At 67.3% G+C, this 21,396-nt stretch carries 18 protein-coding genes and 2 riboswitches; of the genes, 13 read left to right on the top strand and 5 right to left on the bottom strand.

Features of this window, described 5'->3' with window-relative positions; translation table 11 throughout:
• Nucleotides 1-51 precede the first annotated feature (51 nt).
• A complete protein-coding gene (locus ACQ3DC_RS20170) occupies nt 52-717 on the bottom strand; it encodes a response regulator (protein ID WP_430753045.1) in 666 nt (221 codons plus the stop codon).
• Nucleotides 710-2,440 carry an ATP-binding protein gene (locus ACQ3DC_RS20165; RefSeq protein ID WP_430753044.1) on the bottom strand — a complete coding sequence of 577 codons (1,731 nt, stop codon included), beginning with the start codon at nt 2,438-2,440 and terminating at the stop codon, nt 710-712. Before ACQ3DC_RS20165 ends, ACQ3DC_RS20170 begins: the two co-directional genes overlap by 8 nt.
• Nucleotides 2,441-2,648: 208 nt before the next feature.
• Here ACQ3DC_RS20165 and ACQ3DC_RS20160 point away from each other — a divergent pair, with 208 nt between their 5' ends.
• The 5 genes from ACQ3DC_RS20160 to ACQ3DC_RS20140 all read left to right on the top strand — a co-directional run bounded on the left by ACQ3DC_RS20160 (nt 2,649) and on the right by ACQ3DC_RS20140 (nt 8,498).
• Nucleotides 2,649-4,148: a CitMHS family transporter gene (locus ACQ3DC_RS20160; RefSeq protein ID WP_430753043.1), complete on the top strand. Its 1,500-nt coding sequence runs from the start codon at nt 2,649-2,651 to the stop codon at nt 4,146-4,148.
• A gap of 145 nt (nt 4,149-4,293) precedes the next feature.
• Nucleotides 4,294-4,590 (top strand): Asp-tRNA(Asn)/Glu-tRNA(Gln) amidotransferase subunit GatC, encoded by a 297-nt coding sequence (gatC, locus tag ACQ3DC_RS20155; RefSeq protein ID WP_059319419.1) that lies wholly within the window; start codon nt 4,294-4,296, stop codon nt 4,588-4,590.
• Between the two features lie 4 nt (nt 4,591-4,594).
• Nucleotides 4,595-6,175 (top strand): Asp-tRNA(Asn)/Glu-tRNA(Gln) amidotransferase subunit GatA, encoded by a 1,581-nt coding sequence (gene gatA / locus ACQ3DC_RS20150; RefSeq protein ID WP_323057653.1) that lies wholly within the window; start codon nt 4,595-4,597, stop codon nt 6,173-6,175.
• Nucleotides 6,175-7,683, top strand: coding sequence for an Asp-tRNA(Asn)/Glu-tRNA(Gln) amidotransferase subunit GatB (gene gatB / locus ACQ3DC_RS20145; protein WP_321215795.1), 1,509 nt, complete (start codon nt 6,175-6,177; stop codon nt 7,681-7,683). Before gatA ends, gatB begins: the two co-directional genes overlap by 1 nt.
• A 215-nt stretch (nt 7,684-7,898) precedes the next feature.
• On the top strand, nt 7,899-8,498 hold the full coding sequence (locus ACQ3DC_RS20140; protein WP_430753042.1) for a DUF5666 domain-containing protein: 600 nt from the start codon (nt 7,899-7,901) through the stop codon (nt 8,496-8,498).
• 57 nt (nt 8,499-8,555) lie between these two features.
• Here ACQ3DC_RS20140 and ACQ3DC_RS20135 read toward each other — a convergent pair whose 3' ends face one another.
• Nucleotides 8,556-9,467 (bottom strand): LysR family transcriptional regulator, encoded by a 912-nt coding sequence (locus ACQ3DC_RS20135; RefSeq protein ID WP_430753041.1) that lies wholly within the window; start codon nt 9,465-9,467, stop codon nt 8,556-8,558.
• A gap of 127 nt (nt 9,468-9,594) precedes the next feature.
• On the opposite strand from ACQ3DC_RS20135, the gene tdh reads away from it, so the two are divergent.
• The 6 genes from tdh to ACQ3DC_RS20105 all read left to right on the top strand — a co-directional run bounded on the left by tdh (nt 9,595) and on the right by ACQ3DC_RS20105 (nt 16,016).
• Nucleotides 9,595-10,641 (top strand): L-threonine 3-dehydrogenase, encoded by a 1,047-nt coding sequence (gene tdh / locus ACQ3DC_RS20130; protein WP_157238656.1) that lies wholly within the window; start codon nt 9,595-9,597, stop codon nt 10,639-10,641.
• Between the two features lie 8 nt (nt 10,642-10,649).
• Nucleotides 10,650-11,858, top strand: coding sequence for a glycine C-acetyltransferase (locus ACQ3DC_RS20125; RefSeq protein WP_430753040.1), 1,209 nt, complete (start codon nt 10,650-10,652; stop codon nt 11,856-11,858).
• A gap of 39 nt (nt 11,859-11,897) precedes the next feature.
• Nucleotides 11,898-13,016 (top strand): NAD(P)/FAD-dependent oxidoreductase, encoded by a 1,119-nt coding sequence (locus ACQ3DC_RS20120; RefSeq protein ID WP_430753039.1) that lies wholly within the window; start codon nt 11,898-11,900, stop codon nt 13,014-13,016.
• Nucleotides 13,017-13,027: 11 nt separating this feature from the next.
• A complete protein-coding gene (gene hutI / locus ACQ3DC_RS20115; protein WP_430753038.1) occupies nt 13,028-14,239 on the top strand; it encodes an imidazolonepropionase in 1,212 nt (403 codons plus the stop codon).
• A 97-nt stretch (nt 14,240-14,336) separates the two neighbouring features.
• Nucleotides 14,337-15,125, top strand: coding sequence for a DeoR/GlpR family DNA-binding transcription regulator (locus ACQ3DC_RS20110; RefSeq protein ID WP_157238652.1), 789 nt, complete (start codon nt 14,337-14,339; stop codon nt 15,123-15,125).
• A gap of 111 nt (nt 15,126-15,236) precedes the next feature.
• On the top strand, nt 15,237-16,016 hold the full coding sequence (locus ACQ3DC_RS20105) for a CPBP family intramembrane glutamic endopeptidase (RefSeq protein WP_430753037.1): 780 nt from the start codon (nt 15,237-15,239) through the stop codon (nt 16,014-16,016).
• A gap of 50 nt (nt 16,017-16,066) precedes the next feature.
• Here ACQ3DC_RS20105 and ACQ3DC_RS20100 read toward each other — a convergent pair whose 3' ends face one another.
• Together ACQ3DC_RS20100 and ACQ3DC_RS20095 are read right to left on the bottom strand one after the other, a co-directional pair.
• Nucleotides 16,067-17,563 (bottom strand): DUF222 domain-containing protein, encoded by a 1,497-nt coding sequence (locus ACQ3DC_RS20100; RefSeq protein WP_430753036.1) that lies wholly within the window; start codon nt 17,561-17,563, stop codon nt 16,067-16,069.
• A gap of 183 nt (nt 17,564-17,746) precedes the next feature.
• Nucleotides 17,747-18,385: a VOC family protein gene (locus tag ACQ3DC_RS20095; protein WP_157238649.1), complete on the bottom strand. Its 639-nt coding sequence runs from the start codon at nt 18,383-18,385 to the stop codon at nt 17,747-17,749.
• 165 nt (nt 18,386-18,550) lie between these two features.
• Nucleotides 18,551-18,666, top strand: a riboswitch (SAM riboswitch).
• A gap of 43 nt (nt 18,667-18,709) precedes the next feature.
• On the opposite strand from ACQ3DC_RS20095, the gene ACQ3DC_RS20090 reads away from it, so the two are divergent.
• A complete protein-coding gene (locus ACQ3DC_RS20090) occupies nt 18,710-20,035 on the top strand; it encodes a bifunctional o-acetylhomoserine/o-acetylserine sulfhydrylase (RefSeq protein WP_430752785.1) in 1,326 nt (441 codons plus the stop codon).
• Between the two features lie 98 nt (nt 20,036-20,133).
• Nucleotides 20,134-20,249: riboswitch (SAM riboswitch) on the top strand.
• A gap of 12 nt (nt 20,250-20,261) precedes the next feature.
• Entirely contained in the window at nt 20,262-21,377 is a 1,116-nt protein-coding gene (gene metX, locus ACQ3DC_RS20085) for a homoserine O-acetyltransferase MetX (RefSeq protein WP_157238647.1), read from the top strand.
• Nucleotides 21,378-21,396: the final 19 nt, after the last annotated feature.

The following is a 21,396-nucleotide window of genomic DNA, read 5'->3' as shown; positions in this document are numbered from 1 at the left end:
AAATCGAGCTCGTTGCCCAGAAGAGCGCAAGCTAGCCCCCCGGCAGCCGGCTCAGGACGTTGCGGGCAGGCCGTAGCGGTGCTCCGGCCTGCCCGTCGTCCCGTACCGCAGCTGGATGTCCACAGCGCCGTCGTCCGCCAGTGCGGACAGGTACCGCTGGGCCGTGGCGCGCGACACGCCCACCCGGCCGGCCACCTCGGCCGCCGAGTACTGTTCCCCGGGCACCAGCGATTCCAGCACCGCGGCCTCCGTGGCTGAACGCGGTTTTGGCGACGCCGCGACGTCGCCCGGGATCAGGGCGCGCTTGGCACGCTCCACCGCGTCCTGGTCCAGCGCCCCGGGCTGGCCCAGCAGGCGCCGGTACCGGACATAGGAGCGCAGCTGCCGGGACAGGGCCTCCGACGTGAACGGTTTCAGCAGGTAGCCCAAGGCTCCGCGGCGGAACGCGGTCCGGACGGAGGCGGCATCGGAGGCCGCGCTCAGCATGATGGTGTCCACGTCCAGCTGCTGGAGCAGGTCCAGGCCGGAGGCATCCGGCAGGTAGACGTCCAGCAGCACCAGGTCCGGCCGCAGGCTGTGGATGGACTGCAGGGCCAGCGACACAGTGCCCACCGGCGCCAGCGCCAGGAACCCCGCCACGGAATCCACGTAGGCAGCGTGCAGCTTTGCCACGTGGAAGTCGTCGTCAACGATCAGCACCCGAAAATCTTCAGGCATTGGTGTCCTTTCCGTTTGCTCCCGTGGTGTTCCTGCCGGCCCGGCCTGCGGTTGTCCGCGGCAGGGTGGCCATGAAGACTGCGCCGGGTCCACCCTTTGTGCCCGGATCCAGTATTTTGACGTCGCCGCCGCGGCGCCTCGCCAGCTGGCGTGCCAAAGCCAGTCCAAAACCGTGGCCGCCGCCGCGGCCGTTGCGGGGGCCGGGTCCGGACGCCGTGCTGAACCCTTCGGCGAAGAAGGCCTCCTGGTCCGTTTCCTCCGCCAGCCCGTCGCCTGAGTCGGCGACGACGATGTGCAGGGTGCCGCCGTCGTCGTCCGGCTCATCCAGCACCTCCAGCTCAACCCAGCGGTCCACCGACGTGCCGGCCACCGCAGCGTTGACCGCGTTGTCGATCAGGTTGCCCAGCACGGTGGTGACGTCCTGGGGCTCCGCCACCTGCCCGCGGACCAGGGTCTCCGGACCGATCCGCAGCGCCACGCCGCGCTCGTCCGCCTCCACGCCCTTGGCCCCCACGAACGCCTGCAGGTAGGGGTCCTGGAGCAGCTCCGCCTGGTCCACCGGGAACTTCAGCGGCCCGGTGGCCGCCAGCCGGGCCAGGTACTCGCGGGCCTGCTGGTGCTGGCCGATGCTCATGAAGCCGGCAATGGTATGCAGCTGGTTGGCGAACTCGTGGCGCTGGGCCCGCAACGCCGTGGACATGGTTCCCACGGCGTCCAGCTGCCTGGTGAGCTGCTGCAGTTCCGTGCGGTCCCGGAGCATCACCACCCAGCCCAGGTCCTCCCGCCGGTGCAGGGCCTTGCGCGCATTGGCCACCAGCACCCGCCCGCCCGCCACGAGCTCAAGTGCCTCCGGGCCGCCGGAACCGGTCCGGGTCAGGGATTTCAGCTGGTCCGGAACCGGCGCCTGCTCCCAGCGGCTTCCGGCCAGGTCCGGCAACCCCAGCAGCCGCTGTGCTGCGGAGTTGAATACGCTGATCCGGCCGTCGGCCGAAACGCCGATGACGCCGTCGTCCACGCCTTCGAGCACAGCCACCTGGTCGTGGACCAGCGTGCTGATCTCTTCAGGTTCCAGCCCCAGCGTGAGCCGCTGCAGCCGGCGGCGCAGCAGGAACGAACCCAGCACGCCGGCGAGCAGCGCGCCGGCCGCCGTGACGGCCACCGGGCCGATGTCGCGTGCCAGGCTCTGTCCCACGGTTTCCATGGAGTAGCCCACGCTGACCTCACCCACCACGGTTGTGCCGTCCGGAGCGTAGACGGGAACCTTCGCCCCCGCGGAGGGCCCCAGCGTTCCAGTGTTCCGGGTGGTGACCTCCCGGCCTGCCAATGCCTCGGACGGATCGGTGCTGACCTTTTCACCGAGCCGCTCCGGGTCCGGGTGGGCCAGCCGGAGGCCGGTCTCATCGGTGATCACCACGAAGAGGGCGCCGGTCCGGGCGCGCGCAGCTTCGGCTGCCTCCATGAGCGGCCCGGCGGCCAGCTGCGACGGCGGGGGAGTGCCGGGCTGTTGGCTGATTGCCAGCACGTCCGCCCGCACCGAGGCGTCCGAGGCCAGTGTCCTCCCCAGGGTCAGCGCCTGGTTTTCAGCTTCGCTGCCCGCGCGGTCATAGGTCAGCCAGGCATGGACGGCTGCGCTGAAGAGGACAACCAGGAGCACCACGGACAGTTGCAGCAGGAGCGTCTGGGTGGAGAACCGCAGCGGCGGCCGGGGCGCGGAACGCTGCATGATCCTCCTTGACTGGGCTGTGGCGGGTTTGAACGGCCGGGGCGGGGGCCACATACAGGCCGAACCGACGTGAGCACAATGAGCAAAATGCTCCCAATAAGCAGTATGCCAATCAATTGAGCCAAAGGCACTGCCGTGACGGCGGCCACCCTACAGTCTGTAGCACGCGTCACACCGCTGTGCCGCTGTTCACAAGAAGGAGCCGGCTGTGCTGGTATTACTTGGATTCGCCATGATCGCGGTATTCATGGTGCTGATCATGACGAAGAAGTTGACGCCAGTGCTGGCGTTGATCATCGTCCCCACTGTTTTCGGTCTTTTCGCCGGCGCCGGCCTGGGCATCGGCGACATGGTGATGGACTCCATGAAGTCCATGACCTCCACCGCGGCCCTGCTCATGTTCGCCATCATCTACTTCGGGCTGATGATCGACGTCGGGCTGTTCGATCCGCTGGTCCGGTTCATCCTCCGCAAGCTGGGCAATGACCCCGCCAAGGTTGTCCTGGGAACCGCCATCCTCGCCGCAGCTGTGTCCCTTGACGGCGACGGCTCCACCACCTTCATCCTCACCACCGCAGCCATGCTGCCGATCTACCTCCGGCTGAAGATGAGCCCCGTGGTCCTCACCTGCGTGGCGGGCCTGGCCAACGGCACCATGAACATCGTGCCGTGGGGCGGCCCCACCGCCCGCGCCGCAAGCGCACTGAAGATCGACGTCAACGACGTCTTCGTCCCCATGATCCCGTCCCTCCTTGCGGGCATCGCCGTGGTCATGGCCTTCGCCTGGGTCCTGGGACTGCAGGAGCGCAACCGCCTCCGCGCCACGGCGCCGGAAATCTGGGCTGTGCCTGAAACCGCTGAAGGGTTCGACGGCGGCACGCATCCTTCCGGCCCTGCCGGTTCGTCCGGAACCGGCCGCGGGCGCAAGGGGACCAGCCCCGGCGGAGCAGCCCCCGCCGTCGACGGTTCCGCCGGCTCCGCCGTGGCCGTCCTGGAACGCACCGAAAGTGCCGTGGACGCACAGGAGGCGCAGGACGCACAGGACGCCGGGCTGGCTGACACGGCCCTGGACCCCAACCGCTCCACGCTCCGGCCCAAACTGTTCTGGTTCAACCTGGCCCTCACGGTGGCCGTGATGGGCATGCTCATCGCCGATCTCGTGCCCCTGCCTTACGTCTTCATGGTGGGATCGGCCATTGCCCTGCTGGTGAACTTCCCCCGCGTCAAGGACCAGGCCACGCAGATCGTGGCCCACGCGCCGTCGATCGTTGCCGTGGTCAGCATGGTCATGGCTGCGGCCGTGCTCACCGGTGTCCTGACCGGGACCGGCATGGTTGAAGCGATGTCCGCGTGGCTGGTGCAGATCATCCCTTCCAGCATGGGCCCGCTGATGGCCGTGATCACCGGCGTCCTGAGCATCCCCATGACGTTCTTCATGAGCAACGATGCCTTCTACTTCGGCGTCCTGCCCGTGCTCAGCGAGACCGCAGGCCACTATGGAATCAGCGCCGCCGAAATGGCCCGGGCCTCCATCACCGGCCAGCCGTTCCACATGCAGAGCCCGCTGGTTCCCGCCATCCTGCTCCTGGTCTCGCTGGCGAAGGTGGACCTTGGCGACCACCACAAGAAAGTCCTCTGGCGCAGTGCCGTAGTGTCCCTGGTCATGCTGGGAATTGGCATGCTGACTGGAGCCATCGGAATCGGTTAGTCTGTAGCTGCCGTGCTGCCGCCATTCGTGGCGGGACCCGGCAAGAAGGTGCCCGTCTGACGCCCGCTGGGGGTCGTCAGACGGGCATCATCGTTTCCCCACTAGAATGGGTCGGAAATCAATTCAAACTTTGCAGGGGAGATCCATGGCTGCGATCAACCGTGACGACGTCGCGCACCTCGCGCGGCTCGCTCACATTGAGATGAGTGACCAAGAGCTGGACAGGATGGCCGGCGAACTCGCCGTCATCGTTGATTCGGTCAAATCCGTCAGTCAGGCCGCCGGCGACGACGTCCCGGCCACCTCACACCCCATTCCGCTGAGCAACGTGTTCCGCGAAGACGTTGTGGGCCACACCTTCACGGCGGAGCAGGCACTCTCCGGGGCGCCGGACTCCGACGACAACCGTTTCAAGGTCCCGGCAATCCTGGATGAGGCATAAACCCATGACTGACACGAACAAACTCATCCGCCTCTCCGCCGCCGAGCTTGCCGAAAAGCTGGCCGCCGGCGAGGTCACCTCCGTGGAGGTCACCCAGGCGTACCTGGACCGGATCGCGGAGGTGGACGGCGGCGAACGCGGCGTCAACGCGTTCCTCCACGTCAATGCAGAGGAAGCGCTCGCCGTCGCCGCCGAGGTGGACGCCATCCGCGCCGCCGGCGGTGCGGAGGCCGAAGCGCTGCATGTCCTCGCGGGCGTGCCCATCGCCGTGAAGGACCTCATCGTCACCATCGGCCAGCCCACCACCGCGGGATCCAGGATCCTCGAAGGCTGGCACAGCCCGTACGACGCCACCGTCGTCGAGCGCCTGCGCGCCGCGAAGATGCCCATCCTGGGCAAGACCAACCTGGACGAGTTCGCCATGGGCTCCTCCACCGAGCACTCCGCCTACGGCCCCACCCGCAACCCCTGGGACCTGGACCGCATCCCCGGCGGGTCCGGCGGCGGGTCCGCTGCCGCCGTCGCCGCCTTTGAGGCGCCCCTCGCCCTCGGCACCGATACCGGCGGGTCCATCCGCCAGCCCGGCGCCGTCACCGGCACCGTGGGCGTGAAGCCCACGTACGGCAGCGTCTCGCGCTACGGGGCCATCGCCATGGCGTCCTCGCTGGACCAGATCGGGCCGGTTTCCCGGACCGTCCTGGACTCCGCGCTCCTGCACCAGGTCATCGGCGGGCACGATCCCCGCGACTCCACCTCGCTGCCGGACCCGCTCGCCGACCTCGTCGCCGCTGCCAGGACCGGCAACGTTGAAGGCCTGCGGATCGGCATCATCAAGGAGCTGCACGGCGAGGGCTACCAGGCCGGCGTCGAAAACCGCTTCAATGACGCCCTGGAACTCCTCAAGGAGGCCGGCGCGCAGATCGTTGAGGTTTCGTGCCCCAACTTCCAGTACGCCCTGGGCGCCTACTACCTGATCATGCCCTCCGAAGCGTCCTCCAACCTCGCCAAGTTCGACGGCGTCCGGTACGGCCTGCGCGTCCTCCCCGAAGAGGGCCCCATGACCATCGAACGCGTCATGGGTGCCACCCGCGCCGCCGGTTTCGGCGATGAGGTGAAGCGCCGCATCATCCTGGGCACCTACGCCCTGTCCGCCGGCTACTACGACGCCTACTACGGCTCGGCGCAGAAGGTCCGGACCCTGGTGCAGCGCGACTTCGAGGCAGCGTTCACGGTGGCGGACGTGCTGATCTCGCCCACCGCCCCCACCACGGCCTTCCGCCTCGGCGAGAAGCTGGACGATCCCCTGGCCATGTACCTCAACGATGTCGCCACCATCCCGGCCAACCTGGCCGGCGTTCCCGGGCTCTCCCTGCCGGGCGGCCTGGCGGACGAGGACGGGCTGCCCGTGGGCATCCAGCTGCTGGCCCCTGCCCGCGAGGACGCTCGCCTGTACCGGGTGGGTGCCGTCCTGGAATCGCTGCTCGAGGCGAAATGGGGCGGCCCGCTGCTGGCCCAGGCCCCGGCGTTGGCCGCCTCGGCGGCCGGGCCTGTCGAAACCCTTGTTGGAAGCCAGGAGGCAAAATAATGAACACTGAAGCAATCCTGAGCTTCGAAGAGGCCATGGAGAAGTACGATCCCGTCCTGGGGTTCGAGGTCCACGTTGAACTCAACACCAAGACCAAGATGTTCTCCTCCGCCCCGAACGTTTTCGGCGACGAGCCCAACACCAACGTCAACGAGGTGGACCTCGGCTTGCCGGGCGTCCTGCCGGTGGTCAACAAAACGGCGGTGGAATCCTCCATCAAGATCGGCCTTGCCCTGAACTGCAAGATCGCCGAGAGCTGCCGGTTTGCCCGGAAGAACTACTTCTACCCGGACACCCCCAAGAACTTCCAGACGTCCCAGTACGACGAGCCCATCGCGTACGACGGCTACCTGGACGTCGAGCTCTCGGACGGCACCGTGTTCCGCGTGGAAATCGAGCGCGCGCACATGGAGGAGGACGCCGGAAAGCTGACCCACATGGGCGGGGCCACCGGCCGCATCCACGGGGCCGATTTCTCCCTGGTGGACTACAACCGCGCCGGCGTTCCGCTGGTGGAGATCGTCACCAAGCCCATCGAGGGCGCCGGCTCCCGCGCACCGGAGCTGGCCAAGGCCTATGTGGCGGCAGTCCGCGAGATCGTCAAGAACCTGGGCGTGTCCGACGCGAAGATGGAACGCGGCAACGTCCGCTGCGACGCCAACGTGTCGCTGCGCCCGCACGGCCGCGAAAGGTTCGGCATCCGGTCCGAAACGAAGAACGTGAACTCGCTGCGCGCCGTCGAACACGCCGTCCGCTACGAGATCCAGCGCCACGCCGCCGTCCTGGACGCCGGCAACCCCGTGGTGCAGGAAACCCGCCACTGGCACGAGGACACCCGCACCACCACCTCGGGCCGGCCCAAGTCCGATGCCGACGACTACCGCTATTTCCCGGAACCGGACCTGGTTCCCGTGGTGGCTTCCCGCGAATGGGTTGAGGAACTCCGGGCCACCCTGCCCGAGCCGCCGGCCGCCCGCCGCAAGCGCCTCCAGGCCGACTGGGGCTACTCGGACCTGGAGTTCCGCGACGTGGTCAACGCCGGCGTCATGGACGAGATCGAGGAAACCATCGCCGCCGGGGCCTCGGCCTCCGTGGCCCGCAAATGGTGGATGGGCGAGATCGTGGGCCGGGCCAAGAACGCTGACGTGGACCCGGGCCAGCTAGGCGTGCAGCCCGCCACCATCGTGGAGCTTGCCCGCATGGTGGAGGAAGGCAAGATCAACAACAAGATGGCCTCGGAGGTGCTGGACGGTGTCCTCGCCGGCGAAGGCTCCCCGGCGGAGATCGTGGAGACGCGCGGCCTGGCCGTTGTTTCCGACGACGGGCCCCTGCTTGAGGCCATCGACGCCGCCCTGGCCGCGCAGCCCGACGTCGCGGACAAGATCCGCGGCGGCAAGGTCCAGGCCATCGGCGCGATCGTGGGCGGCGTCATGAAGGCCACCCGCGGCCAGGCCGACGCAGCCCGGGTCCGCGAGCTGATCCTGGAGAAGCTGGGCGTCACCGCCTAACCTCCTCCCATCCCAACCGGGTAGCGCGAAGTGTCGTTTTGAACGCTCATAACGACACTTGGCGCTACCCGGTTTTTCTTTAAGTACTCAGGTGCGTGCGCCGCGAAAGTACTTATGTTCACTGGCTGGACGCGGTCCTACACTGAAGCGCAGGACACCGGTGCGGGGAACAAACGGGCCGGTGCCGCCGGAGATGCTGTGTGGGAGGAATGGACATGTCCGTCAGGGATCCGCTGAAGATTCGCAAGGGCCTGCTCGCCGGAGCCGTGGCACTGACCTTGACGGGGGCCGGGGTGGCCTTTGCCTGGGCCGCCGACTCGCCGCAGCCCTCCCCGTCGCAGTCGGCGCCGGGGCAGGAGAACCGGCCGGCCAAACCGGACAAATCCCAGCGCCCGCAGCACCTGCACAGCGAGGGCGTGGTTAAGAAAGCGGACGGCACCTTTCAAACCGTCCTGGAGCAGCGCGGCACGGTGGAGTCCGTCAGCGACACCTCGATCACCGTCAAGAGCGAGGACGGCTACTCGCAGACCTACGCGGTCAACGCGGAGACGAAGATCAAGAAGGTACCTGCCCCCGCCGCCGACGGCTCGTCGGCAACGCCCGACGGCGGCAAACGGCTTAAGCCAACGGACGGAACCATCGCGGACATCGCCGCCGGCGACACGGTCCGGATCTCCGGCGTCAGGAATGGGGACCAGGCCATGGCAGAGCGGATTGTTGAAGGTGCCGGTGAGGGTCCGGGACTCGGGCTGGGTCGGGGCCACGACAAGGGCCACGGCCACGAAAAAGGCCACGGTAAACGCCATGCAAAGTAGGTAGCAGCAAGTGTCGTTTTGACCCCTCAAAACGACACTTAGTGCTACCTAGTTGGGTCAGCCCTGCTCCACCAGCCCGGCCATGATCTCCTGCAGCGCCTCGGAGACGATCGTGACCGAACGGCGCTTCAGGTTCTCCGGCCGGGCCAAAAGGTCGATCCGGCGCCGGGTGCTGATACCGGCCAGCGGCCGCAGCACGATGTCCGGATTGAGCACCGGTCCGGCGGTGTACCTCGGGAGCAGGCCCACCACGCCGCCGGCAGCAACCAGGGCCGCCACCGTGGAGTAGTCGTTGATCCGGTGGACGATGTTCGGCTCACGGCTGGAAACGGCGGCGACGGCGGACAGCACGTCGGCAGGAGAGTATCCGCTGTGGCTGGTCACCCAGGCCTCGCCGCCGACGTCGTCTGCCGTCACCGCAGCCTTGGCCGCGAGGGGATGCCCGGCCGGCAACGCCACGTCCAGCGGTTCGTGCGCCAGTGGTACCACGGTGACCCGCTCGGCCGGCCACCGCGGGCTGTGGTCCATCCTGTGGGCGAGCACCAGGTCATAGCGTGCGGTCAGGGCGGGAAAGTCCTGCTGGGCCACGTCCTCGTCCGAGAGTTCTATGCGCGGCTGGCCCGGGGCGTCAAGGATCCGCGCCAGCGGGGCGAACACCGCCTGGCCGGCACTGTGGAACCCGCAGAGGGTCACCCGTCCGGCGGAAGAGCCGTGATAGTTGCCGATGGCGTCCCGTGCGTCGGCCATGGCACTGACGACGGCGGCCCCGGCGTCGGCCAGCACCTGGCCTGCCTCGGTGAGGACCAGGTTGCGGCCCTCCTTGCGGGTGAGGGGAACGTCGATCTTCCGCTGCAGCAGCGCCAGTTGCTGGGACACGGCGGACGGGGTGACCATGAGGGTGTCGGCCACGGCCTTGACGCTTCCCAAGGCGCCGAGTTCCCGGAGGATTTCAAGCTGGTGGATCTCCATCCCGCCAGTCTACGCATTAGGAAAGCTACATCGTCGATTGAGAATTCCGCTGTTGTGCTAAAGCTTTCTCCTCGCTCTAATGGGGAAGGCAGGACATGCCAAGGACAGACAAAGAGTGAGGAAGCCGATGAAGGCTTTGTACAAGGCCGGCCCACAGGCCGGCTTCGAACTGGTGGAGCGCCCCGAACCCGAGGCCGGCCCCGCGGACGTGAAGATCCGGGTCATGACCACCGGGATCTGCGGCACGGACCTGCACATCCAGTCCTGGGACTCCTGGGCGCAGGGGATCATTGAAGCCCCCCTCATCCCGGGCCATGAGTTCTACGGTGAAGTGGTGGAAATCGGCGAGGACGTCCGCGACGTCAAGGTGGGTGACCGGGTCTCCGGCGAAGGCCATGTTGTCTGCGGGATCTGCCGGAACTGCCGGGCAGGCAGGCGCCAAATGTGCATCCACACCGTGAGTGTAGGTGTGCAGCGGGACGGCGCTTTCGCGGAGTATGTGGTGATCCCGGAAACCAATGTCTGGGTCCACACCGACCCCTCGGTCACCCCGGAGCTGGGCGCCATCTTCGACCCCTTCGGCAATGCAACGCACACTGCCCTGAGCTTCCCGCTCGTGGGCGAGGACGTGCTCATCACCGGCGCCGGACCCATCGGCCTGATGGCCATCGCCGTCGCCCGCCACGCCGGCGCCCGCAAGATCGCCATCACCGACGTGTCCCGGCCCCGCCTGGACCTCGCGCGCCGGCTGGGTGCCGACCTGGCCATCGACGTCTCCACCACCCGTGTCCGGGATGCCCAGCGCAGCCTGGGCATGCGGGAGGGCTTTGACATCGGAATGGAAATGTCCGGCCACCCCGGCGCACTGCCCGAGATGATCGACAACATGAACCACGGCGGCCGGATCGCCATGCTGGGGCTGCCCAGCCAGGACATCATCATCGACTGGGGCAAGGTGGTCACCCACATGCTCACGCTCAAAGGCATCTACGGCCGCGAAATGTATGAGACCTGGTACGCCATGAGCGCCATGCTCAGCTCCAACCCCGTGCTGCACGCCGGAATTTCCGCCGTCGTCACTGACACCCTGCCTGCCGGCCAATGGGAAAAAGGCTTCGACCTTGCCCGCAGCGGCACAGGTGGCAAAGTTGTCCTCGACTGGACCCAACTCTAAGGAACGCCATGTACACCTCGATCAAGGATCAGCTGAGCACCGAGCTGGAGGACATCCGCAGCGCGGGCCTCTTCAAGACCGAACGCAGCATCAGGTCCCCGCAGTCCAGCCACATCACGGCCGGACAGATTGGGCAGCAGGGCGCGGATGTGCTCAACTTCTGCGCCAACAACTACCTCGGCCTGGCGGACCATCCGGAGATCATCCGCGCGGCCAAGGACGCCATGGATGAGCGCGGCTTCGGCATGGCCAGCGTGCGGTTCATCTGCGGCACCCAGGACCTGCACCTGGCACTTGAATCCCGCGTCTCCCGGTTCCTCGGCACTGAGGACACCATCCTGTTCTCCAGCTGCTTCGACGCCAACGGCGGGGTGTTCGAGTCCCTGTTCGGGCCGGAGGATGCCATCATCTCCGATGCCCTGAACCACGCGTCCATCATCGACGGCATCCGCCTCTGCAAGGCGCAGCGCTACCGCTACGCGAACCAGGACATGGCGGACCTGGAGGCCAAGCTTGTGGAGGCGTCCACACAGGACCAGCCCGCCCGCCGCAAGATCATCGTCACGGACGGGGTCTTTTCCATGGACGGGTTCCTGGCCCCGCTTGAGGCCATCTGCGACCTCGCCGAGAAGTACGACGCCATGGTGATGGTTGACGACTCGCACGCCGTCGGCTTCATGGGGCCAACCGGTGCCGGCACGCCGGAACATGCAGGCGTTTCGCACCGCGTCGACATCTACACCGGCACGTTCGGCAAGGCGCTGGGCGGAGCATCCGGGGGCTATGTTTCCGGCCGCGCGGAAGTGGTGGCGATGCTCCGGCAGAAGGCCCGCCCGTACCTCTTCTCCAACTCGGTGGCCCCCGCAATCGTCGCCGCCACCATCAAGGCCCTGGACCTGGTGGAGAACTCGGCGGACCTGCGGCGCACGCTCTTCGAAAACGCCGCCCTGTTCCGCCGCCGCATGACGGAGGAGGGCTTCGACCTCCTGCCCGGCGAACATGCCATTGTTCCGGTCATGTTCGGCGACGCCGTGATGGCTGCCAGGGTTGCCGACCGGATGCTACAGCATGGCGTCTTTGTCACCGCATTCAGCTTTCCGGTGGTTCCGCGGGGTGCCGCGCGGATCCGGGTGCAGCTTTCAGCTGCGCACTCAGCGGACGACGTCGAAGCCTGCGTGCGTGCCTTCGTCGCCAGCCGGGCGGAAGTGGCAGGCTAAGACAGGAAGCGCCGGCACCAACTCTGCGAGGATGGAGAAATGGCAGCACATTACGATGTCCTGATCGTGGGCGGCGGCATTGCCGGACTGTCCCTGGCGTCCGCGCTGGCGGGCAGTTGCAGCGTGGCGCTGGTGGAGGCCGAGCAGGAGCTGGCGTACCACACGTCCTCCCGCTCGGCCCGCCAGTTCATCCCCAGCTACGGCCCGCCGGTTGTCCAGGAACTGACCGTCCGGACTCTTGAGCTGCTTGCCGCCCGCGATGCGCAGTTGCCTGAACCCATCCTGACGCCGCGCAGCTTCATGCTGATCGGCTCCGAGGAAGCAGTGGCTTCTGAAGCGAGCGGACTCATGCGGTCCATCACCCCCGCTGAGGCTCTGGAGCTTTGCCCGGCACTGGTCCCCGGCACATTCCAGGCCGCCGGACTGGATGAAGGGTCCTTCGGCTGTGATGCGCCACGGCTCCTGGAGGACCACCGGCAGCGCGCTGCGGCGGCCGGAGCGGACATCATCACGGGCGCCAGGGTGCACACCGCCCAGCGCCTCGGCTCCGGCTGGCAGGTGGGGGCCGGGACGGAGGGCTTCCAGGCGGGCGTCCTGGTCAACGCCGCCGGCGCCTGGGCGGACGAACTCGCCGTCATCAGCGGCGTGGAGAAGCTGGGGCTGCAGCCGTACCGGCGCACCGCGGCGATTGCCGCGGTCGAACATCCCCTGCCTGAACGCTGCCCCATGGTGGCGGCAGCGGACAGCACGTTCTATTTCCGCCGGGACGGCGAAGACGTCCTCATCTCGCCGTCTGAATCGGAGCCGAGCGGACCGGAGGACGCCCGTCCCCGGGCGGGGGACATTGAGCGGCTGGTGGGCAGGCTGAACCAGGTGACAACCCTCGGAATCAAGGACATCCGCCGGGCGTGGACAGGATTGCGGACGGAAGCGGCCGACGGCGTCCCCGTGGCGGGGTTCGACGCCGAAGCGCCCGGCTTCTACTGGCTGGCCGGCCAGGGCGGCTACGGTTTCCAGACCTCTTCGGCCATGGCTGAGCTCGCGGCCGCCCAGATCCTGGCCGGCCAGGGCGGTGCGGCTGCCGCAGCCGGCACGGATGGTCCGGCATCCCGGACAGCGCAGGCACTGGCGGCCACCCGCTGGTCCGTCCGGCGCTGAAGAATGGCTGTATGAGTACGCTGATCACCAATATTGCCGAGCTGATGACGCAGGACCTGGAGCACCGGGTCCTGAAGGATGCAGCAGTGGTGGTCGAAGGCGAGCGGATCTCCTGGATCGGTGCCGCAGCCGATGCTCCGGCCGCGGACGACGCCGTTGATGCCGGCGGCCGGGCCCTGCTTCCCGGCTGGGTGGATTCCCATACCCATCTGCTGTTTGCCGGTGACCGGACGGCAGAGTTCGAGGCGCGGATGGCGGGGGAGTCCTACTCGGCCGGCGGGATTGCGGTGACCATGAAGGCCACCCGTGCCACCTCCGACTTCGACCTCACCCGCCTGGCGCTGGGCCGCGTGGCCGAGGCTGTCTCGCAGGGGACCACTTACCTTGAGACGAAGACCGGTTACGGCCTCGACGTCGAACACGAGGCCCGGAGTGCCCGCATCGCCTCCACTGTGGCGGACCAAGCCACGTACCTTGGGGCGCACCTGGTGCCTTCCGGGCAGGACCCGGAAGCCTACACGGACCTGGTCTGCGGCCCCATGCTCACCGCCGTCCGGCCCTACGTGCAGTGGGCCGATGTCTTCTGCGAGGAAGGGGCGTTCACGGCCGGGCAGTCCCGCCGGGTCCTGGAGGCCTGCCGTGACGCCGGGCTGGGGCTGCGGGTCCACGGAAACCAGCTCGGTGAAGGCCCGGGCGTGCAGCTCGCGGTTGAATTCGAAGCCGCCAGCGTGGACCACGTGAACTACCTCGCGGACAAGGATGTGGACGCACTGGCCGGAACCTGGGCCGGCTGGGATGCCGGCAGCGGAACGGGGCCGCGCGGAACCGTGGCAACATGCCTGCCTGCCTGCGACCTCTCCACGCGCCAGCCGCTTGCGCCCGCGCGGGTGCTGCTGGACAGGGGCATCCAGGTGGCGCTCGCCTCCAACTGCAATCCGGGCACGTCCTACACAAGCTCCATGGCATTCTGCGTCACCACCGCGGTGCTGCAGATGCGGCTGAGCGTCCATGAAGCCGTCCGTGCTGCGACGTACGGCGGCGCCCTGGCCCTCCATAGGGACAAAGGCAACGACGCCGACGGCGAGCGCGCGGTGGGCTCGATCGCCGTCGGACACCGTGCGGACCTGCACCTGCTGAATGCGCCCTCGGCCACCCACCTTGCCTACCGGCCGGGCATGCCCCTGACGTACGCTGTATGGCGGGCCGGCCGGCGGGAACGGTAGCTCACGGCCGCTTAAATGACGTTATTTGATCATTAGGGTTCTGTTATGATCAAGAAACGTCATCATAGCCGGTGGCGGGAGCTTTTGGAGGCCTTGCATGACCCGCACCGACCGTTTGACGGCAATCCTTGACCTCCTGGCCAAGTCCGGCCAGGTGGAGGTCGACGAGATCGTGAGTACCCTGAATGTCTCGCCTGCCACAGCGCGGCGGGACCTCGATAGTCTCGCTAAGCGCCGGCTGCTCACCAGGACCCGCGGCGGTGCCACCACGGGAGCCCTCGCCTATGACCTGCCGGGCCGGTACAACCGTGACGACCATGCCGAGGCCAAGGAACAGATTGCCCAGGCCGCGTCCGCGCTGATTGCACCCGGGGCCGTGATCGGCCTCTGCGGCGGCACCACCAGCACCGCCCTGGCGCAGATCCTGGCCACCCGCGAGGACCTCAACGCGCCGTCCAACCAGCCCACCCTGACGGTGGTGACCAACGCCATTAACATCGCCGGGCAGTTGGCGGTCCGGCCCAACATCAAGGTGATGGTCACCGGGGGAATCCTCAACCCGCGCTCCTACGAACTGGTGGGGCCGTACACGGACATCATCATGCAGAAGGTGGTGCTGGACATTGCCTTCATCGGCGTCAACGGCATCGATCCCGAAGTGGGGCCCACCAACACAGGGGAGGGCGAAGCCTCGGTCAACGCCCTGCTCGCCAGCAGGGCACGCGTCTCCTACGTGCTGGCTGACTCGTCCAAAGTGGGCGTGCGCGCCTTCGCAACCATGGACGGGTACAACTTCACCCGGCTGATCACCGATGCCGGAATTTCCGCCCGGGACAAGGCGGCATTCGAGGCCAACGGCACGGAAGTGATCGTCGCCGGCAGCTGAGGCACCGGGCCTGTGCGGCTTCCGGCCATGTGGCGCGGGCAGGACAGCGAGGGGTACAGGACACTGAGGCGTAATCAGCCCGGATCCAGAAACTGAAGGCAAGATGGGAACATGCTGGTTCCCTCCCGCCGCCGACTGCGGCTCGAAGTCTGGATTGTCCTGGGCCTGTCCTTGGGGCAGTCTGCCGTGTACTCGGTGGTGCAGCTGCTGGACAAGATGACCCGCGCGCCGCTGGCGGAAGGCACCTCCACACTCAACCGCTCCCAGAGCACGCGCGAATACTTTGACCTCACGTACCAGCTGTTGGACATACTCTTCGCCCTGGTACCCGTGATGCTGGTGATCTTCTTCCTCAGCGACCAGCGGCAGGCCGCATCCGGCGACGGCACCAGCCCTGGTTCGGCCTTCCAGAAGCTGGGTTTCAACTTCGCACGCCCGGGCGCGGACCTGCTCCAGGGCCTGGGGCTGGCGGCACTGATCGGCATCCCGTCCCTTGGCCTGTACGCCGCCGGCAGGGCGCTGGGAATCACTACGGCCATTATTCCCAGCGCGCTGGATGCGTACTGGTGGACGGTGCCGGTGCTGATACTGTCCGCGATGCGCCACGCCGTGGTGGAGGAAGTCATCGTGGTGGGGTACCTGTTGAACCGCTTTGGAAAGTTCGGCTGGAGCATCCCGCTGTCCATCCTGGCGAGCTCGCTGCTGCGCGGCAGTTACCACCTGTACCAGGGGTTCGGGCCCTTTATCGGGAACTTTGTCATGGGCGTCCTTTTCGCGTGGCTGTACACCCGGACGCGGCGGGTGATGCCCCTGGTGATCGCCCATGCCCTGCTGGATATCGTCGCTTTTGTAGGCTTCAGCCTCTTCGGCAAGGCCGTGGGGTTGGGCTAGGTGCCTGGGCACGCTAGATCCAGGACAAGCACGACGACGGCGGCACGCGGTCAGGCGGGCGGGGCGTGCAGGAACTGCTCGAGGGCTTCTTCGCCGGGGGAGAGCCCGGTGTAGGCGAAGTCCGTACAGCCTGCGATTGATCCTTCCAGGCGTTTCACTTCCGCAGCCCGATCTGGCCACTTGGGTGGTTCCCAGTCCTGGTGTTCGCTTGTGTAGTGGCGGCCGGTGGGTGAGGTCCAGCCGGGTGGTGCGGTTGTGGTGGCGGGGGTGGGTTTCCAGCTGCTGGTGTGGCGGAGTTTGTGGTGTTTCGGGCAGGGCTGGCCGAGGTTCGAGACTCCTGTGGTGCCGCCGTTGTGCCAGGCGAGGAGGTGGTCTGCTTCGTTGTCGAGGGAGTGGTTGCTGCAGCCGGGGAAGGGGCATTTGCCGTCCCTTAGCCTGAGCCAGTTCCGCATGGCTTTGGTGACCCGGTAGCTGGTGCGGCCGATTTCCAGGGGCGCCCCGTCCCGCGGATCGACCAGGACGCGGTGGAACGAATCCGCCCCGGTCGCGACGAGGTCCCGGGCCATGGAGGGCGGGATGGGGCCGTACCCGTCCAGCATGGCCGGTTCCCCGGTGAGGCCCAGCAGGGCGAACACGGGCACGGTGACCAGCACCTCGGCCCGGACTGGCGCTTGGCTTGGACCGGTTCCCTCGCCGCCGTCGCCAGCACCGGCTGCACCGGTAACGCCGGTAGTGTTGCCACTGTTGAGGAGCCCTTCGGCGAAACTATCCGCCCGGAGCTGGGTGAGGGTGCGGTGCTCGTTCGGCCCCTGCATGGTCCGGGAGAGGGCGGTGAGCTTGTTCCAGAGGGCCGTGGCCTGGTGGGCGGGCAGGTAGGCGGAGAGCCAGGCCATCCCGTCCTGGTCGGGCCGGTATTCGACCCGCCGGTCCGAAACCCCTTGGGCGTGGCGTTGTTCGATGGAGTCGGCGTGGTGGCGTTCGCGCCAGGTGCGCGCCTTGGCCCGGAACCTGTACGCGGGGATCTCCCCGATCGGGGCGGCGGTGGCGGGTTTTGGTGTGTCCGGGTCCAGGAAGTGGGCTTCCAGGGCGGCGGCGCCGGCGGGGTCAAGGGTGGCGGCCTCGTCCACCATGACGGTGGCGTGCTGCCAGGAGATGGTTCCGTTGTGCAGGGCTGCGAGGGTCCGGGGCAGGGAGGTGGTCAGGGCGTGGGAGCGGGCCAGCAGGGCTCCGGCTGCCCGGTCACCGATGGCCATGACACAGCTGATCTCGGCGGCGATAGCCCTTTCGAGCGCCTGCACGGGCGGGTCCGGCGGGGCGGCGGCCCGGGCGGTTTCGGCGTATGTCCCTGCTGTTTTGGCCACCAGCCCCGCCACCCTGGCCTGGACCCCGGCGGCCCCGGCAAGGATGTCCAGGCACCCGTCGGCCAGCCCGGCCAGCGGGTCAGCAGCGGAAAAAGGTTCAGAACCGCACCCGTCCGCCTCGGCAATGAGCACGGCAAGAGCGGCATTCATGTCCGCAAACGCCTTCGCCACCGCCGCTTTTCCCATACCAACATCATCGCGGGAGGGTACGACATTATTGGGGGCCGGGTTTGGAGAGTCTGCTTCGGAAATGGATTCGGCCGCCATCGGCAGGTGACGCCGTTGTCACCTGCTGATGGCGGCCGAAGACGAGGAGGGCACGGGGCCCACACCGTGCCGGGCTTGCCGGCACGGTAACCAAGGTAAGGGTCAGATGGTGACGGCCCCGTTGCCGGTCTCGAAAGTTACCGAGAGGATTCCGGGGGTTCCGTGCGGAGCCACCCACTCCACAGCGACGTCCTCCAGCGGCTTCTCGACGGGTTCGCCCAGCCACTCCGTAACCCGGGCTGCGGAACCGGCAATGGTGAGGCAGCTCATCTTGACGTTGCTCTCGTAGGCGTTGGACGGGTGCAGGGACGGATCCCCCTCCCACTTGAGCATGTAGGGAACCTGGGGGTCGGCAATCAGGCCCAGGATGCCAATCTGCTTCCAGACCAATTCGCGGCCATCAGGGAACTTGCGGTTTCCGTTGACGGCGGAGCGGCCCAGCCGCTCCTCAAAGGGAGCCAGGTCGTCCACCTCGACGCACCAGCCCATCCAGCCGCCGCCCGCGGCAGACCGTGCACGCACAGCCTGCCCGAAAGGGGCCTTGTCGGAAGCGGGGTGGTCCAGGACCTCCACCACCTCGACGTATTTGTGCCCCGCGAGCGGGATGATCATATTCCGGGTTCCGAACCGCGGGTGCACCCCGCCCTTCACTGCCTCAACGCCGAGGGCAGAGGAAATACGTTCGGTGGTGGCAGCCAGGCCATCGTGTTCACAGGCGTAAGAGACGTGATCCATGCGCATGCCAACATCTTGGCACTTTGTGATCGGCCTCTCAGCTAAGGGTACCCTTACCAGGATTTTCCATCCGGGACCCCTGATTTCAACCTATTCCCGGGCGGAGATCAGGGGGACTATGTTCGTCACAATCCTGTCCCGCGCCGGTTTCATGTTCCTACACTGGGCTCAGGTCATGAGTGCCAGCGCCAAGCCCCGGCTCGCTGGCCGGCAACCCTCCATCCGCGGTGGGGTGCCCCGGATGAGGACCTGGCTGTCCGGCAACGGCCGGATGGCAAGCGCGGCCCGCGGTGCCTACAGCATGCCGGGCCCATGTCAGAGGAGCCTTAGTTGTCCAACGGATGGTCTTTTGAAACCCGCCAGATCCACGCAGGACAGGAGCCGGACAGTGCCACCGGCGCCCGTGCACTCCCTATCTACCAGACCACGTCCTTCGTATTCCCCAGCGCGGAAAGCGCCGCCAACCGTTTTGCCCTCGCTGAACTGGCGCCGATCTACACCCGCATCGGCAATCCCACCCAGGATGCCGTGGAACAGCGGATCGCCAGCCTTGAGGGCGGATTGGGAGCACTCCTGCTGAGTTCAGGACAGGCAGCAGAGACTTTCGCTGTCCTCAATATCGCCGAGGCGGGGGACCATATCGTTGCCAGCCCCAGCCTGTACGGCGGGACTTACAACCTGTTCGCACACACCTTGAAGAAGTTCGGCATTTCCGTGACCTTCGTGGCGGACCCGGACAACCTGGACCAGTGGCGTGACGCGGTCCAGCCAAACACCAAGCTCTTCTTCGCCGAAGTGGTGTCCAACCCCCGCCAGGACGTCCTGGACATCGAGGGCGTGTCAGGCATCGCCCATGATGCCGGCGTGCCCCTGATCGTGGACAACACCCTGTCCACCCCGTACCTGATCCGGCCGCTGGAATGGGGAGCGGACATCGTTGTCCATTCCGCAACCAAGTACCTGGGCGGCCACGGATCCGCGATTGCCGGGGTGATCGTGGACTCCGGAAAGTTCGACTTCGGCAAGGACCCAGCGAGGTTCCCGGGCTTCAACACCCCGGATCCCACCTACAACGGGCTGGTGTACGCCCGGGACCTCGGCAAGGACGGTGCCCTGGGCGCCAACCTGTCCTACATCCTCAAGGCCCGCGTCCAGCTGCTCCGGGACCTGGGCTCCGCCGTCTCCCCGTTCAACGCGTTCCTGATCGCCCAGGGCCTGGAAACGTTGAGCCTGCGGGTGGAACGCCATGTTGCCAACGCCACGGAAGTGGCGCGCTGGCTGCAAGGAAGGGACGACGTCGAATCCGTCGCCTACGCGGGGCTGCCCTCAAGTCCGTGGTACGAGCGGGGCCGCAAGTACGGGCCCAAGGGCACGGGCGCGATTGTCTCCTTCAACCTGGCTGGCGGGGCCGAGGCCGGCAAGCGCTTCGTTGACGCGCTGGAGCTGCACTCCCACGTGGCAAACATCGGCGACGTCCGATCCCTTGTCATCCACCCGGCGTCGACCACCCACAGCCAGCTTTCCCCGGAGCAGCAGGCCGTCGCCGGCGTGACCCCCGGCCTGGTCCGGTTGTCGGTGGGAATCGAACACATCGATGACATCCTGGCGGACCTCGAAGCGGGCTTTCGGGCAGCAAAGGACGCGACCGGGGCCTAGCCGGACACACATAGAACCCGAGACGGCGGCACGCCGGGGAAGTCACAACCAGTCACACTCTTGGCAGCAGGGCGGGGCTGTTTCGTACACTCGTACCAGGTCATGAGTGCCAGTGACAGCCCCGGCTTGCTGGCCGGCAACCCTCCTTCCGCGGTGGGGTGCCCCGGGTGAAGACCTGGCCTGCCGGTCATTCGACGGCGGGCAAGCGCGTAGAAGAGGTCTTGCCATGACGGTTACCGTCACCCGAACCACCGTCCCCGAGCACGGAATTGTCCGCTATGCCTCCATTGGGGGGCTGGAACTTGAAGCCGGGGGATACCTCCCGGACGTCACTCTGGCCTACGAAACCTGGGGCACGCTCAACGCCGATGCCAGCAATGCCATCCTGATCGAGCACGCCCTGACCGGCAGCACCCACGTGACCCGCGGCGACACGGACGAAGAAGGCTGGTGGGAACAGCTGGCCGGTCCCGGCGCTCCCGTGGACACGGACAAGTTCTTCGTGGTGTCCGTCAACATCGTGGGCGGCTGCTACGGCTCCACGGGGCCGTCGTCGGCCGCCCCGGATGGAACCCCTTGGGGCTCCCGCTTCCCCCTGGTTACCCTGCGTGACAGTACGGTGGCGGAGGCCCGGCTGGCTGACCAGCTGGGCATCAACAGCTGGTTCGCGGTCCTGGGCGGATCCATGGGCGGCGCCCGCGCCCTTGAGTGGGCCGTGACCTACCCCGAGAGGGTGCAGCGCTGCGCCGTCATCTCGGTGGGCGCCGCGAGCACGGCAGAACAGATCGCCTTCGCGCAGGCCCAGACCCTGGCCATCCGGCAGGACCCCCACTTCAACGGCGGCGACTACTACGGCGGGCCCTGCCCCGAAGCCGGGCTGGCACTTGCCCGGCGCATCGCCCACATCACCTACCGGTCCGCCGCTGAACTGGAGGGCCGCTTCGGCCGGGAACCCCAGGCGCCGGAGTCGCCCCTGAAGGGCGAGGCGCTGGCCGCCCGCGGCCGTTACCAGGTGGAAAGCTACCTGGATCACCAGGGCAGCAAGCTCGTGAAGCGCTTCGACGCAAACAGCTATATCGCCCTCACCGAGGCGCTGATGAGCCATGACATCTGCCGGGACCGGGGGACCCTGACCGAGACCCTGGCGAGATCCACCGCCAGGTTCTTCGTGGCCGCCGTGGATTCGGACCGGCTGTATTTCCCGTCCCAGTCCCGCGAACTTGCCGCGGCCCTGCCGGGAGAAGTGGACGTGCATGTCATTGAGGCGCCGATCGGCCATGACGGCTTCCTGACGGAAATAGGCCAGCTGGGCCATCAGCTTCGGGTGCACCTCTCGGCCTAAGGCCGCCCTCGCAGGCACA

Origin of the sequence: Paenarthrobacter sp. NEAU-H11, from assembly GCF_050573415.1 — a bacterium.
Lineage (GTDB): Bacteria > Actinomycetota > Actinomycetes > Actinomycetales > Micrococcaceae > Arthrobacter.
This window is presented reverse-complemented; position numbering and strand designations above follow the sequence as displayed.

Bases quoted from the DNA above. Each gene is read 5' to 3' on its own strand.
- ACQ3DC_RS20135 (WP_430753041.1), bottom strand. From the start codon at position 9,467: ATGGAGATCCACCAGCTTGAAATCCTCCGGGAACTCGGCGCCTTGGGA.
- ACQ3DC_RS20125 (WP_430753040.1), top strand. From the start codon at position 10,650: ATGTACACCTCGATCAAGGATCAGCTGAGCACCGAGCTGGAGGACATC.
- metX (WP_157238647.1), top strand. From the start codon at position 20,262: ATGACGGTTACCGTCACCCGAACCACCGTCCCCGAGCACGGAATTGTC.
- gatC (WP_059319419.1), top strand. From the start codon at position 4,294: ATGGCTGCGATCAACCGTGACGACGTCGCGCACCTCGCGCGGCTCGCT.
- ACQ3DC_RS20105 (WP_430753037.1), top strand. From the start codon at position 15,237: ATGCTGGTTCCCTCCCGCCGCCGACTGCGGCTCGAAGTCTGGATTGTC.
- ACQ3DC_RS20120 (WP_430753039.1), top strand. From the start codon at position 11,898: ATGGCAGCACATTACGATGTCCTGATCGTGGGCGGCGGCATTGCCGGA.
- ACQ3DC_RS20140 (WP_430753042.1), top strand. From the start codon at position 7,899: ATGTCCGTCAGGGATCCGCTGAAGATTCGCAAGGGCCTGCTCGCCGGA.
- ACQ3DC_RS20100 (WP_430753036.1), bottom strand. From the start codon at position 17,563: ATGGGAAAAGCGGCGGTGGCGAAGGCGTTTGCGGACATGAATGCCGCT.
- ACQ3DC_RS20095 (WP_157238649.1), bottom strand. From the start codon at position 18,385: ATGCGCATGGATCACGTCTCTTACGCCTGTGAACACGATGGCCTGGCT.
- hutI (WP_430753038.1), top strand. From the start codon at position 13,028: ATGAGTACGCTGATCACCAATATTGCCGAGCTGATGACGCAGGACCTG.
- gatA (WP_323057653.1), top strand. From the start codon at position 4,595: ATGACTGACACGAACAAACTCATCCGCCTCTCCGCCGCCGAGCTTGCC.
- tdh (WP_157238656.1), top strand. From the start codon at position 9,595: ATGAAGGCTTTGTACAAGGCCGGCCCACAGGCCGGCTTCGAACTGGTG.
- ACQ3DC_RS20165 (WP_430753044.1), bottom strand. From the start codon at position 2,440: ATGCAGCGTTCCGCGCCCCGGCCGCCGCTGCGGTTCTCCACCCAGACG.
- ACQ3DC_RS20170 (WP_430753045.1), bottom strand. From the start codon at position 717: ATGCCTGAAGATTTTCGGGTGCTGATCGTTGACGACGACTTCCACGTG.
- gatB (WP_321215795.1), top strand. From the start codon at position 6,175: ATGAACACTGAAGCAATCCTGAGCTTCGAAGAGGCCATGGAGAAGTAC.
- ACQ3DC_RS20110 (WP_157238652.1), top strand. From the start codon at position 14,337: ATGACCCGCACCGACCGTTTGACGGCAATCCTTGACCTCCTGGCCAAG.